This window comes from Paenibacillus sp. FSL H3-0469 (genome assembly GCF_038051945.1).
GTDB lineage: Bacteria > Bacillota > Bacilli > Paenibacillales > Paenibacillaceae > Paenibacillus_AQ.
In genome coordinates, this window is the sequence record NZ_CP150302.1 from 2,688,429 (window position 1) to 2,702,938 (window position 14,510).

Consider the following 14,510-nt stretch of genomic DNA (forward strand, 5'->3'; position numbering starts at 1 on the left):
GGCTGCATGTTATTTCACCCGGTCTTTCAGCAAATCGAGCATACGTGTATAAAATTCCGGTTTAAAATGAATGCCGTCCGAACTATAAAAAGTTGTGCTGTCCGCAAATATGGAGGATAAATCGGCAAATCCGGCCTGCTTTTTGCCCGCCAGTTCTTTTAATCCCTGGTTGTAATCGTCGATATTTTTGTAGCGTGGTTCCACTTTCTCCGCTTCCGGTGTAACCGGCGTAACCGGTAAAATCGTTATGGATGCCTGCGGAAGCTTCTCCTTGATGCTGTCGATCAATTGGTCGTAGAACTTCAGTGAATACTGCTTAGGGTTATCGGTAATTTGCGGCGGCAATAGAATATCGTCGGATCCCAGCATAATAAATACATGTTGCGGATTCCGCTCTGTCAGCTTATCAACATCTCCACGGATAAGAGCCAGCTCAACCGTCTTTCCGGCACCTGCCACTACATTGACATCGTCCAGAATGTCATGGTAAGACAGTGCCTCTGTAATCGAATCTCCCAGAAATACGCTGTTCTTAAATATTGTTTTATAGGAAATAGAGTTTGGCTGCTCCGGGGGGGCTGTTTCATTGACCTGTGGCTGAGACGTCACGTTTTGCGGATTTTGCCCACTCCCGCATGCTGCCAAGGTGAGTGCGGTACTGCCTATAACTAGCGTTAAGATGATTTTTTTAAACATGAATATTGTCCTCTCTTTATTTAGAATTAGGTTCTCTGAAAGAAAGATTAACAGGGAGAGATGCAGAACAAGTGCAGAGCAAATCAATGCTGTATCAAAAAAGAACAAAAAAAAGCGCAGAACCGGGGTCTGCACTTTTTTCCGTATTTCTACGCTTTTTTATTCAATTGAAAATAAAACATCACTCCATCGGAGGTATTGTTAACGCCGTAAGGCGCACCGTGCATCTCCAGAATTTTCTTGGAGATGGCAAGACCAAGCCCCGTCCCTCCGGTTGACCGGTGGCGGGAGGTTTCACCGCGGTAGAAACGGTCCCAAATTTTCTCCAGCTGCTCGTCCGGGATATAGGCACCTTTATTTTCGATACTAATTTGAATGGTGTCCCTCTCTTCCGAAGTGGTTACGAATATAGATTCTTGCTCCGTCGTATACGAAATCGCGTTGGTAAGGAAATTGACGAGGATCTGCTCTATACGACGCTCGTTCCCCTCGACTTGGGCAGGGATAAGCGAAGTGTGGAGAAGCAAGTGCTTGGCTGCAAAATCCGGCGTTAATTTGGCATATACCCGCTTGATGACTGCATCGATATAGAACGAACCGACGTCCATTTTATATGTACCCGATTCATATTTGGCCAATTCCAGCATATCCCCAATCAGCACATTCATCCGGCCGACTTCGTCTTCCATTGCCGCAAAATAGTGATCCCGCTTATGGCTGGCAACCCCGTCATTCAAAATGGCAAGGCAGCTCTGAATGACGCTTAACGGAGTCTTCAGCTCATGGGATACGCCGGATATAAATTCTTTCCGTGTATGCTCCAACTGCTTTTCCTTCTCGATGTCCTGTTCAAGCTGGAGGATATGGGAATGCAGGCGCTCAGAAAGCTCATTAATGCTGCCCGACAAGTCTCCGATTTCATCCTTCGTTGTGACGGGAATTTTCTCCGAAAAATCGAGGTCCGCCATTTGCCGCGTGGTACGGTTGATGCGCAGCAACGGCCGGGCAATCTGACGGGAGTAGTAGAACGATGCGAGCAGTGCGAGCAGCAAGGTCACAATAACGATATACACGTAGTAGTCTTTGATGATCCCTACGGCTTCATTTACAGGCTGCAGTGACGTCATCGCGAACAGGTAGGCCGGATTTCCGTCGCTATCTTGGGTGCGGTCCACGAAAATTTTGTAGTTCACGTGATTTTCTTCAACATCTATGATCTGTTTTGCGTTGGCGCCCTCCTTAAAGTCGCCGTACAATAGATCCGCCTGGAAAGCTTTGATGCGTTCGAGGAACAGGTGATTGGTGTAACGCGAGACTCCGGCCCCTTCCGGTATCCGAACTTTCGTAATCGTTCCTTTGACCAGAAAGGTGGAATATTGCTCCCGATATTGGACCGCGTCCGTTTGTTCGAGGACCTCGTACTCTTTGCTTACCATCTGATGATTCTGCAGCCGGCTCTCATCTCTCAGATTGGAAGGGTTCCTGCCCATCCGCTGGATCACTGGCTGGTTGTTCATGATCAAGCCTTCTATTGCGATCGCTCCCCCTTCTTCAATCCAGGGAGTGAGGAACGTTCGATTGCTGCTGAAGTCCTCCACGCTGATAAAACTGTATAAAGGTACGGTTATCGTTTTACCGGAAAGCGCCGGTTCTTCCGAAGGTTCCAGCTTAATTTCCATGAAGAAATCATCGGCATATTTTACATTTCCGCGGGTGTCCAAAGCCGTGATCCAGGTGTTATGCTTTTGAAAAAAGTCCTGCTCCAGCCTGGCCATCTCCTGCGTGTTCGAGGCATGATTCAGGTAGTCCTGTTCATAAGCCTGAACCGCCGCGTTAACGTCCTTCATTTTTTGATGAACATAAAACTGTTTGAAAAATACGGTTTGCAGGATAAAAATAACGGCGATCAGGAACAGGCACAAGCCCGCTGTCAACAGGAACAGTTTTAGAACAATCCCCTTTTTCATAGCTCTTCCTCAAATTTATATCCTGAACGCACAACCGTAACAATCTGCTTGGCATGTTCCCCCAGCTTGGAACGCAAATTGCGGATATGGCTGTTGACCGTGCGATCATCGCCTGCGAAATCATATCCCCAAATTTTCGTAATCAGTTGCTCTCTGCTGATAATGATCCCTTTGTTTTGCAACAGATAAGCCAATATTTCGAATTCCGTATGCGTTAGACCGGAGCTGGTGCCGTCAACCGTAACGGTCCGGGATGGAAAATGGATTGAAATGCCTCCGCCGGACAACGTGTCGCTGTCATGCCCGCTGGTATGCCTGCTCTCTAGCAGCCGCTTGGCCCGTGCCAACAGAATGAGCGGGCGGTAAGGCTTCGTAACGTAGTCGTCAGCGCCAAGTCCGAACCCCAGCAACGTATCGTCCTCATCCGAACGGGCCGTCAGTATGATAATCGGCACATTTGACGTCTTACGGATTCGCCTGCACACGGACCATCCATCCAATTCCGGCAACATGATGTCCAGCAAAATCAAGTCCACCTCATGCTCCTGAAATAACGAGATCGCCTGCTTCCCGTCGATAGCTTCAATCACGCGATACCCCTCTTCCAGCAGATAATCCTTCATGATTTCACGCAAAATATCTTCATCTTCCACAATCAATATTGTTTTTGACATATCATAACCTCACACTTTTTTGTACAACCGGGAACGCAAAACTCATAGAACTACCAAAGTATACAATAAGGTTACCCTATATAGATAAAGATCATATGCAGATGGATTGGAGATTAAGTGGATAACGGCTGTCCAGAACTCCATACGATGGGGAATTTACTTTGCTGCGGGAACTTGCGCCTTAATATCAAAAGGACGGTATGAAAAAAGCTCCCCATGTTTTGTTCTTGAAGTACGAAAAAGCCCGATCAGATGACCAGACTAATTCCAATATTTAATTTATATTCGTCAAACAAAACGCTATAATTTACTCTGATCTGTTGGAGCGAAAGGAAGCGGCCAAGGCTTACCATATGAAGAAGGATAGGCCTAGTGAATAAGCTGGGCTTTTTCAACGCAAAAAAAGAGCCCTCCATAATTGAAGACTCGTGATTGAGTGCGGTGCTTGAAAAAGCAGGGCTCCCCGCTAATCTTACACCGCACAGTCTGCGCCGCCCACATGTCTCATTACTAACCGCCCACATGCGGGTAATTTGCGGGTAACCCTTTTAGACAATCCCTTTGAAATCAACAGGTTTCAGTCCCCTGTTAAATATAGAACATATAATTATCCGCCTGGCTCTCTTCCTTGAAGTTGATCAGGTCGGATAAGGTGGTGGAGTCGAGCACATCGGCGATGCTGTCGCGGATGCGCAGCCAGAGGTCGCGCTTGGCCGGGTCGTCTTCTTCGGTGAAGTCTACCGGGGAGATCGGGCCTTCCAGGACGCGGATGATATCTCCGGCGGTAATGGTGCTGGTCTCGCGGGACAGAATATAGCCGCCATAGGCTCCCCGGATGCTCTTCACCAGGCCGGCATTGCGCAGCGGGGCGATGAGCTGCTCCAGGTAATGCTCGGACAGTCCGTTTTTCTCGGCGATGCTCTTAAGTGATGTAGGCCCTTCGCCGAATTTCAGGGCAAGCTCCATCATAATGGTTAATCCGTAACGTCCTTTGGTTGATATTTTCAAAGGGGCACCTCTTTCGTATAGTTGCTGGTTCTGCCTGTGGCTATTCAGCGTGACTGGACATGCGATATGTCATATCAACGTATTCCGATGTCTGCTCTCAGCTTATGTTATCATATCTATAGATACATTTGGAACAGCAAACGGTAATAATTCGCGATTTTGTTCGCCACTGGTGGACAAATTGTCAATTTCGGACTGTTTTTCGCTATATTTTATAGCCCAGGTGTCCTCGTTTGGGGTAGACAGGTATGTTATAATACACAATGAGCCGGGTGTTCAGTGAGAACGCCGGTATTTTGTGTACAGAAAATGGTGATCACGATGACAAAAGCTAATCAGGATATCCGGGTCGTCGTCGGGATGTCGGGCGGTGTGGATTCCTCTGTTACAGCGCTGCTGCTGAAGCAGCAGGGGTATGACGTCATCGGCATCTTCATGAAGAATTGGGATGATACCGACGAGTTCGGCGTATGTACGGCCGAGACCGATGCCGAGGATGTCCGCCGCGTCTGCGAGCAGATCGATATTCCTTACTATACCGTTAATTTCGAGAAGGAATACTTTGATAAAGTCTTTTCCTATTTCCTTGAAGAATATAAGGCTGGCCGGACCCCGAATCCGGATGTGATGTGCAACCGCGAGATCAAGTTCGGCGAATTCCTGAACAAGGCGCTGCAGCTTGGCGCAGATTATGTCGCTACGGGGCATTATGCCCGGGTCGTGCAAGAAGACGGACTGTTCAAGCTCCTGCGCGGCGTGGACAACAACAAGGACCAGACGTATTTCCTCAATGCGCTGAACCAGTACCAGCTCTCGAAGGCCATGTTCCCGATCGGACATCTGCCGAAGCCGGAGGTACGCCGGATTGCCGAAGAAGCCGGACTCTATACCGCGAAGAAAAAAGACAGCACCGGCGTCTGTTTCATCGGCGAACGCAATTTCCGCGAGTTCCTAAGCCAGTACCTGCCAGCGCAGTCAGGCAATATGGTCGATGTCGCTACCGGCGAAGTGAAGGGCCGCCATGACGGCCTCATGTACTACACGCTGGGCCAGCGCCAGGGCCTTGGTATCGGTGGCTCCGGTACAGGCGAACCCTGGTTCGTAGCCGAGAAGGATCTGACGACTAATACCCTCTATGTGGTGCAGGGCGAGAAGCATGTCAGTCTATACTCAACCAGCCTCATCGCCTCCGGTGTTAACTGGATTGATCCGGACACCCTTGGCGATGAGCCGCTCAAATGTACGGCCAAGTTCCGCTACCGGCAGCCGGATCAGGGCGTTACCCTGACGAAGCAGCCGGACGGTACGGTGCATGTGGCCTTTGACGTTCAGCAAAAGGCGATTACGCCCGGACAAGCCGTCGTGTTCTATCTGGGCGACACCTGCCTCGGCGGCGGAACGATTGAGACGGCCGATAAGGTTGTGCCGCTGGCGCAGGTCTGATTGCGTCCATTCCAGAGAGCTACCCTAATAAAGAAAAACTTCCTAATGGGTGAACAGTGGCGTGGTGCTCAATCTAATGTGATCGGTTTTCCGTTTACATTTGGCCCACGCGCCTTCGCCCGGCACATTGTGATCGGTTTTCCGTCTACATTTGGCTCACGCGCCTTCGCTGAGCCCAATGTGATCGGTTTTCCGTCTACATTGGGCTCATGCGCCTTCGCCGAGCCCAATGTGATCGGTTTTTCGTCTACATGCTTCTTAGTACATTCAAAAAAGAACCTTCAAACCACAGCGCGTGGAATTGAAGGTTCTTCGTCGTTGATTAATCAAGATACAGAGTCACGCCGGGGCTGACTCACAGGGCGGCAGTCTTATTGCGGCTGAACGCCCCAGACCAGTACACCGTTCAGATACAGCGGCATCCGGTTCCAGTCTGTGAAAGACGTTTTGGTTGCATCATAGGAGTAATCGTCAGCCTCATTGTAATTGCTCCAGTCGGTCTTGTTAATGCGCAGTTGAATCTCGCCGGTATTCGCACCTGCTGCCAGACTGCCAGCGCCGGCGCTGAAGGAGATCTCCAGATAATGGTCTGCGCCTGTAACTGCTGAATCAAGCTTCACGAAGCTTCCCAGCACATTACTGCCGCCGAGGGCTGCATAATCGACATTGAACTGCTGTGCCCGCTCGCCGTCAATCGTGTAGTAATACCGTACCTTAACCTTGCTGAGGTCTACCGCTGTGGTCCCGTTATTGACAATCCGCAGTTGCGGACGGAACTGCGGATCTGTGGCGTTCGTATCCGTTGTACGGTATTGAACGACCAAATTCCCTACGGCAGGCGTAGCGGTTGGTGCGACTGTCGGTGTAGCGGTTGGCGCTGTTGTCGGTGTAGCCGTTGGCGCTACTGTCGGTGTAGCTGTCGGAACTACTGTCGGTGTAGCTGTTGGCACTGTTGTCGGTGTAGCGGTTGGTGTTGCTGTCGGAGTAGCCGTTGGCGTGGTTGTAGGGGTAGCTGTCGGCATAGGGCCGCTGCCGTTATTAATCAGCCGGTCATACTCGGCATAGGCCGTAGCCATATCCACCTGTGACCAGAAGCGGTGATAGGTGAACTCAGGTGCGCCATTGTCCCAGGTTTTGGTGGTTTTATTGTAGGAAGTGTTGTATTTGTCTTCGAGATAACTCCACTTGGGATCATTTTTGATATCCGGGAGAATATCGGTGTAGCTCGCATACACTCCATTGCCGCCCTTAGCCGGGTCAGATGGAACTGTCGCGTTCCCCGGAATGGTATTGCCCTGGCCGAAGGTACCGCTCCAGCCTGCCGGGAAATAGACCTCTTTGGTGAAGAACCGGAAATAATCGGCACGCTTCTCCAGAGTGGTGATTCCAAGTCCGTCATTGTAGCCCCAGGCGGTATCCAGCATGGACTTAGCCAGCTGCGAAGCGGTTCCGCCGAGCGCAGTGTAGTTGCCGTGCTCTGCTTTGTTCCCTGCGGCGAAGAACGTGAGGGCTTTGATATAGCTGCCCAGCACGCCGGTATCCTGCCCCGGGTCTTTCGTTACTGCCTTCAGGCTGCTGTTGCCGTTAAAAGTGCTGAAGCCGTTCCAGGTATCCGGCTGGCCGTGCCATTCCACATTGCCCGGAATCCAGAATTCGCCCGGTGCAGACACGGTAGCCACCTGCGGGTTGGCTCCGCCCAGAATCCGGTTGCCCTGCTGATCCAGATAATAGCCGGCGGTATCCGATACAGGACGGCTGCCTACAAAAGCATAATCTGAAGACCAGTCTATCCAATTCTCGATGACCCGTTTGGCCATTTTGAAATTATCCGAGGTGGTATCCCCGCTGGAAGCCAGGATATAATACAGCTCTGCTACGCGTTCCATACTCCAGGACTGCATCCCGAACCAGTTGTTGGATGGCGGGTCCTGATAGACAGGCGCCTCATCGTAGAGCATGCCGTAGAACGTGCTGGCTCCGGCAGGATAAGCGCTGTACGAACCGCCATAGCTATTGGTGGCACCGCCTGCAATCGCTCCTTCAGAGGATTGCAGCCAGTTGTAGAATTCCAATTGGCGGGTCAGCGATTTGCTCCAATCCGTTCCGGCTGTTGCGGAGGATGGAACCAGCCCTGCGGTTGCTGTGGACAGCGCATAGGCTGCAACCACATTCTGGTACCCTTGGTGCGCATGGCTCGCACCGATTCTCCAGGCCCAGTCTCCGCCGCTGCCCAGACCGCCGCCCCAGGAGGTATACCAGGCCATCAGGTACTGGTTGGAATCCTTGCCGGTTCCCGGCTGAGGCGAACCGTTAGCCGCACTGCCGACCTTCTGGAAGTACTTATCATACATACCGTAACGGAGGAAGTCGCCCATTTTCTTGGCTTTGTTCAGATAGACCGTATTGGTATAACCGAGATCCTTGGCCCAGTACATAGCCTGCACAGCGCGTGCATCGGCGTCCGTAGCATTCGTGTAACGCCACTGCGCGGAAGGCGCACTATTTTCCTTGGTGAACAGGCTCATGAAGCCTTCATTCGGCTTGCCGAAGGTCTTGTTATCCTGTGAAGGATGGGAGACCGCCTCCCACACCGATTCCTGCACGCCTCGCTGGAAGGTGTTCACATAGCTGGCGGTATGATTAGGATTCAGCAGGTTGCCGAACCCATACCAGTTGTCCACATCCACCAGCCAGTGCATCAGATAAGTCTGGTTATTGCCGTAGGTGGCCTTCAGCTCTGCATCGAGCGGGTCCTTACCCGGCGTGTACTTGCCGTTCAGTGCGCTTGGATACTGATCCGGCTGAGGAAGCTCCGAGGCGTAGGTGGCCGGGCTGTTCGGGTTGTAGCTGCTCATCGTCGGCTGCTCCTGCACACCGTCGCCTTCATTAATCGGAATGATGTATTTCTCCATGTTGTCCCAGGCGGATTCGAGCTTGCTCCAGTCCCCGGTGTTATGGCCGTACAGCACTTCAAGCCACATCCAGTAGCTATAGGCTTCGGAGGTAGTCATATGCCCATAGTTGGGCGCCTCGCTGAGCAGGGTCTCTACCGCATGATACGGGATACCTTCAGCCGAGAAATACCCGCTGGCCGGGTCCTTCAGCTGGTCATACAATTGCAGGAATCGGGTCTTCTCCACCGATGCCGCCTTGGCGGTTCCCGGGCTGAAGTTTAAGATTCCGCTGGTGAGGGAAAGGGTCAGAACAGCAGTCATGACTATGGAGGCCGGTTTCTTGAATGAACGTAGCTTCATCTTCATCATTTCGGCATACTTCCTCTCTGGTATGGTTTAGGGTTCGAGGCCCCAGACAAGTGTTCCTCCACGGTACAGGGTGACTTTGTTCCAATCCGCGAAGGTCTGCTGGGTACCGCCATAGGAATAGTCATTGCTCTCATTGTAGGCCGTCCAATCGGACTTGTTGAAGCGCACTTGAATTTCCCCGCTGTCTGCCCCTGGCGCCAGGCTTCCTGCTCCTGCCGCAAAAGAAATCTCCAAATACGAATCAGCCAGTGCCGTAGGCGCACTCAGCTTCCCGAAGGTTCCGCTCACGTTGCCGCTGCCGACCTGGGCGTAATCACAGTGGAATTCCTGCGGCTTGTCCCCGTCAACAGTATAATAGTAACGCAGCTTCAGACCGCTGAGCGGAATGGCCTCGGTTCCTGTATTGATAATCCGGAACTGGCTGCGGATCTGCGAATCCCCGGGACTGGTATCATTGGTGCGGTACTGCACACGCAGAGCGCCGGCAGGCACTGTAATCTCGCGCGGCTTGGCGCTCACCTGTACAGACGCTGTACTCTCCCCTACGCTGTTTGAAGCGGTTACCACATAATAATAGTCCACTCCGTTCGTTAGTCCGCTGTCGCTGTAGACTGCTGAAGTAGATGTACCCACTGTAGTGTACGGTCCGCCGCTCACCAGAGAGCGTTTGACGGTATACGACGTTGCACCGCTGACTGCATTCCAGCTCAAGGCTACGCTGGCGTTGCCGGGCTCAGCCTGGAGGCCCGACGGACGTCCCGGAACCTGCGGTTCACCTGGCGTTCCGCCGCCGGAAGGCAGCTCCCCGTACACTTTGACACCTGCATCGTATACCGGGATATAAGGGTTCTTCGTTGCCGCTGAAGCATTCGCAGCCACTCCCTTGAAGGAGAAGTCATTGCTGTTGTCCCAGAAGGTGGTGTTCAGCGGTCCGGCAATGCGGAACTGAACCTCCTTGCGGTAAGCAGACTGTCCTCCCGGATAGATCGGGGTGCCGGAGAAATCTACTTTGGTGTAGTAGATATGGTTCGCTTCATCGTAAGGCAGCAGCTGCGAGACAGTGGCTCCCTGGTTATAGCCTCCGGCCTTAACCGTGATATCGCCGGGACCATATCCCGCAGCAACAGCCTCGCTGATGTCCAGATAATAGTTGAAGGACAGCTGGCTGCTCGAGCGGGCAGGCCATGCGGAACGGTTATTGAGGACCGCGCGGATCTCCACAAAATTGCTGCCGCTGGCATTCACGGAAGTCTCCGTGAACATCTCATCCTCACGCGTTTCGGCCGGCGGGAAGTTCGCAAGCGGGCTCTGCCCCTGTCCGTGAAGCATCATCATCCGGGCCAGAGAGCCGGTAAAGGCCGAATTGTAATCGGTTGCAACTTCATTCGAGACATAATCGCTGATCGCATCGGTGTAAGCATCGGTCTTGGAGGGTCCGCCAACAAGTGCGCCGTAGAGCACATGCCGGTGGTTGGCCGGAGTAGTCTGGCTGTCGCTCCAGGAGCCGTGTGAGGTGCGGTGGTGAGGATGCTCAGGTGCATTCGCGCCGAAGCCGATGACATAGCTGCTATTTCGCGGATTGTCGCCCAGCATATAGTTAATCTGGCGCTCTGCGAAGGCTTGGGCGGTATTCTTTTTCACCGGATCAGTAACCCAGTCTGCATAGACAAAAGCAAGGAAAGCATGGTTGGCTGCATACCGCAGCGCCCCCCATTGATCCAGATGGGCCAGCCCGCCTGGAGTATACGTTACCCGGTCAGAGGTGCCGTTAACTCCAGTCGTCCAAAACTGCATATTACGTTCCGTGGACTGGATGAACTTGGGGTCCTCAGTGATGCGGGACAACAGCAGTTGTGCCCCATAATGCTTGTCATCCCAGGATTGGGTCCATTGGTAGCCCCAGTCACCGGCCTGGTTGGTGCCCCACAGATCACTGGCGGCAACCGCCTTGTCCAGATAGGCCTGCTCACCGGTCGCCAGGTATAGCCAGACACCGCCCCAGCTTAATTCATCGGCATAGCTGCTCCATGAATTGTAATACTGCTTGGCGTCAGTGATGGTATCGGAGTAAGCCCCCCGGTACGTATCGGCAAAATTGTATAATTGCTTGGCATGCAGCAGGAGCTTGTCCGCATAAACGGGATCTGAATCCCTGAAAATAATGGAAGCCGAGGCAAGGGCGGCGGCAGTCTCACCAGCCAGATCCGAGCCGGGATGTGCAGCATCAATTTTGTAGGCCGGGCGCGCCATAGGCATGACCTCCGCCGGTCCCCACCAGTTATGGTCCGCCGTGCCGTTACCTACCTGTCCCCACAGCTCATTCGGCGCAGTATGCGCTTTCACAAAATAGTCTGTAGCCCAGCGGATATTGTCCAGAATCTCATCAAGCTGCCCGGACTGCACGTAACCATCCTTGTATTCATAGACCGACCATGCCAGCATGGTCGCAGTATACGCCATCGGAAAACCGAATTTGACATGATCCCCTGCGTCGTACCAGCCTCCCGTCAGGTCATGGCCGACATCGGCACCATCCTGCAGCCCCGAGTCGCCTCTCCATTCCACGCGGTTATCCGCCGGCAGCTCACCCGAACGCTGGGCCTCGTAGAAATAGATCGATTTCTGCAGTGCCTCTGCATAATTAAATCCGGCGCTTGCCGCTTCGGCGACAGACGGGCGGACAGCCGTCCCTGAACCAATGGTGAAGGCCAACATCAGGCTTAGTGAAGCGATACAGCCGGTCTTCCGTTTACTTTGACTCATTCTTGCTCATCTCCCTTCGTTTTCTTGCTTTTTCAGTCCGTCAAGACTCTGACACGCACAAATACCTCCCCAGTGTCCATAATTAGACATCATATTTAGGCACGTTCCATATACCACCTCCATCTTACAAATTAAGGTAAAATACCCCTACCTACACATATACCACATACAGTAAATTAATTCTATATATTTACATTATATTTTTCTGAGGATACCGGTTTTTTGTCAAATTATTTCCATTTTCATCATATTTACCGTTCCAGCGTCAGCCATTGGTGGTGGAATGCACAGTTGACGCCGCCTAACGGAGTCTCCATACAACTAAATATAGGGCTGAACATTCAGCAAACGCAGCCCAAACGAGCAAGCCCGCCATTTACTCAGAAGCCTACAACGTCAAAAAGAGCAGCCTCCTCCGGTTAGGGAGAATGGCTGCTCTCTGTTTGTAAAATGTGTAGTTGGCTGGAGCAGACGGAGCGGGCTCTCACCGAAGCCCTACTGCCCGCGCCGCAGCTGCTGGTTATGGCGGATCTTGGCCTCGTTGCCCTGCTCGGTGGCCTGATAGAAGACCTTGCGGGCGATTGCCTTCGGCAAATAGTCCTGCTTCACATAATGGCCAGGAAAATTATGCGGGTACTGGTAGCCCTCATGGCCCAATTGGGCCGCGCCTTTATAGTGCGTATCCCGCAAATGCAGCGGCACCTCGGCCGACTTCAGATCCTCCAGACTGTTCATGACGTTCGCGATAGCGGTCACTACCCCGTCTGATTTGGGGCTCTCTACGGCGAACAGAATCGCCTGCGCAATATTCAGCTTCGCCTCCGGCCAGCCGTTATTACGGTAGGCATCCAGCGCACTGACCGCCTGGACCATCGCCTGCGGGTTCGCCAGGCCAATATCCTCACTGCTGGCTGCGATCAGGCGGCGGATGAAGGTCATCGGGTCCATTCCCAGCTTCTCCACCGCGTAGAGGAACCAGAACAGGGCGGCGTCACTGGAGCCGCGGATGCTTTTGTGAAAAGCGGATAGCACATCGTACTGCGTCGACTCGTCCGCTTTGACAATCGGGCGGCGGATCGACTCCTCCGCCACCGCAAGCGTAATATGCACGCTGCCGTCACGCTCCGGCGCCGTAGTCATCGCCGCCAGCTCCAGAGCATTCAAGGCCCGGCGGATATCGCCGTTCGCCATGGCGGCGATATGCAGCAGCGCGTCTTCATCAGCCTTCAGGTCCATGAAGCCGAGCCCCCGCTGATCGTCAGCAAGCGCCCGCTTCATCGCAATCAGGCTATGTTCGCTGGTCAGGGACTCCAGCTGGAATAAGGTCGAGCGGCTCATCAGGGCTCCATTCACATAATGGAACGGATTCTCCGTTGTCGCACCGATGAAGGTAATCGTCCCCTTCTCCACGGCCGGCAGCAGCGCATCCTGGCGGGAGCTGTTGAAGCGGTGCACCTCGTCCAGGAACAGAATCGTCTTCGAGCCGTACAGCGCCTTATTGCTCTGTGCGCGTTCAATGACCTCACGCACATCCTTCACCGAAGCCTCCACCGCATTCAGCCGTACGAATTCACCTTGGGTGTGATGCGATATGATATGGGCCAGAGTGGTTTTGCCGCAGCCCGGAGGCCCGTAGAGCAGGATAGAAGAGACCTGATCCGCTTCAATCGCTCTGCGGAGCAGCTTGCCCTTGCCTACAATATGCTCCTGTCCGATATATTCATCCAGATTGCCGGGCCGCATCCGGTCTGCAAGCAGCCGTCCGCTTCCCTGATCTTCACCCTGCGAGAATAAATCCATTCCTACACTTCCTTGCTATCATCTAAGATTTCGATAGAATACATACACTTCTCCTATCATACCATACCTGCACCGGCCGTTAAAAAGAGCATGACCCCGCCGCCACCGGCGGGAGCCATGCTCTTTGTTCTATAATTAGAACTCATATACGTTAATTAGAACTCATATACGTTCCAGACTAGCGGTTCATCGCCAGCCGCGTTTGCCGCATTTTTGAAATGATCTTGCGGATGCTTTCTTCGGATAAATGATATCTCTTCTGCAGCTCGTTCACCGAGCAGCCGCTGCTGTGACTACAGAAGATCTCTTCGTTGCGGGCAGCAATCTCTTGCCGGGAGCCGCTGTTCTCGCCCCATCTTACCCGTTCTTCCGCTTTCTTCGGGATGTATAACAGCTCACCCTGTATGTAACCCTGCAGCTCTTCGAGCAGCCCCGGGGGGAGCACATCCTTTCCATTGACGTAACTCACGTTCAATTTCCTCCTTCAACAGGTGTGTTCCGTTCAGTCCGATCACTGTGCTGTTCAGAATAATCATTCCACCTGCCTCCTTTCTTCTCCTCAAATTTGGTAAATCACCTAAATACATTATATTAAACCCTACGGTTATCGTCTACATTCATTATGGATCAGCGATCTGTCAGTACTTGGTCAGTGTCATTCTATATATTGTAGGAACCGGAATTACATATGCTCGTGTCCGCTCGTTATACATAAGGAGGCCTCGCGGCCTCCCCTTAAACAGGTCTCCGTCTTAGACGGAAACCACCTCGTATTCTGAAAACATATCTTCAGCCTCCTTCCAGAAGTAATCTTGCCCGGCCGGACACTTATTATTAAGCCACAGGCCGCCCGGGGTTACAAGTTCAAGAATAGTTATAATCGTTCTCCACCTGAA

Annotated in this window: 9 protein-coding genes; 1 reads left to right on the plus strand and 8 read right to left on the minus strand. The window is 52.6% G+C overall.

All coding sequences use genetic code 11. The features are described 5' to 3' along the window. Positions 1 to 9: 9 nt before the first annotated feature. From NSS83_RS11655 to NSS83_RS11670, 4 genes are all read right to left on the minus strand, one after another. Positions 10 to 696: a GDSL-type esterase/lipase family protein gene (locus tag NSS83_RS11655; RefSeq protein WP_341184350.1), complete on the minus strand. Its 687-nt coding sequence runs from the start codon at positions 694 to 696 to the stop codon at positions 10 to 12. Positions 697 to 845: 149 nt separating this feature from the next. Continuing rightward, a complete protein-coding gene (locus NSS83_RS11660) occupies positions 846 to 2,663 on the minus strand; it encodes a HAMP domain-containing sensor histidine kinase (RefSeq protein WP_341348291.1) in 1,818 nt (605 codons plus the stop codon). Beyond that, positions 2,660 to 3,337: a response regulator transcription factor gene (locus tag NSS83_RS11665; protein ID WP_341348292.1), complete on the minus strand. Its 678-nt coding sequence runs from the start codon at positions 3,335 to 3,337 to the stop codon at positions 2,660 to 2,662. Before NSS83_RS11665 ends, NSS83_RS11660 begins: the two co-directional genes overlap by 4 nt. A 588-nt stretch (positions 3,338 to 3,925) precedes the next feature. Continuing rightward, complete coding sequence (locus tag NSS83_RS11670) at positions 3,926 to 4,345, minus strand: Rrf2 family transcriptional regulator (RefSeq protein WP_173128615.1); 420 nt, start codon at positions 4,343 to 4,345, stop codon at positions 3,926 to 3,928. 321 nt (positions 4,346 to 4,666) lie between these two features. Here NSS83_RS11670 and mnmA point away from each other — a divergent pair, with 321 nt between their 5' ends. Then, the gene (gene mnmA / locus NSS83_RS11675) at positions 4,667 to 5,788 is read left to right on the plus strand and encodes a tRNA 2-thiouridine(34) synthase MnmA (protein ID WP_341184347.1); all 1,122 of its coding nucleotides are present in this window, start codon (positions 4,667 to 4,669) and stop codon (positions 5,786 to 5,788) included. 371 nt (positions 5,789 to 6,159) lie between these two features. On the opposite strand, the gene NSS83_RS11680 is transcribed toward mnmA, so the two are convergent. From NSS83_RS11680 to NSS83_RS11695, 4 genes are all read right to left on the minus strand, one after another. Next, a complete protein-coding gene (locus NSS83_RS11680) occupies positions 6,160 to 9,042 on the minus strand; it encodes a glycoside hydrolase family 48 protein (RefSeq protein ID WP_341348723.1) in 2,883 nt (960 codons plus the stop codon). A 36-nt stretch (positions 9,043 to 9,078) separates the two neighbouring features. Beyond that, a complete protein-coding gene (locus NSS83_RS11685) occupies positions 9,079 to 11,814 on the minus strand; it encodes a glycoside hydrolase family 9 protein (protein ID WP_341348293.1) in 2,736 nt (911 codons plus the stop codon). A gap of 495 nt (positions 11,815 to 12,309) precedes the next feature. Further along, entirely contained in the window at positions 12,310 to 13,614 is a 1,305-nt protein-coding gene (locus NSS83_RS11690; RefSeq protein WP_341184345.1) for a replication-associated recombination protein A, read from the minus strand. Positions 13,615 to 13,792: 178 nt separating this feature from the next. After that, on the minus strand, positions 13,793 to 14,083 hold the full coding sequence (locus tag NSS83_RS11695) for a CD3324 family protein (RefSeq protein ID WP_036690524.1): 291 nt from the start codon (positions 14,081 to 14,083) through the stop codon (positions 13,793 to 13,795). Positions 14,084 to 14,510 lie beyond the last annotated feature (427 nt).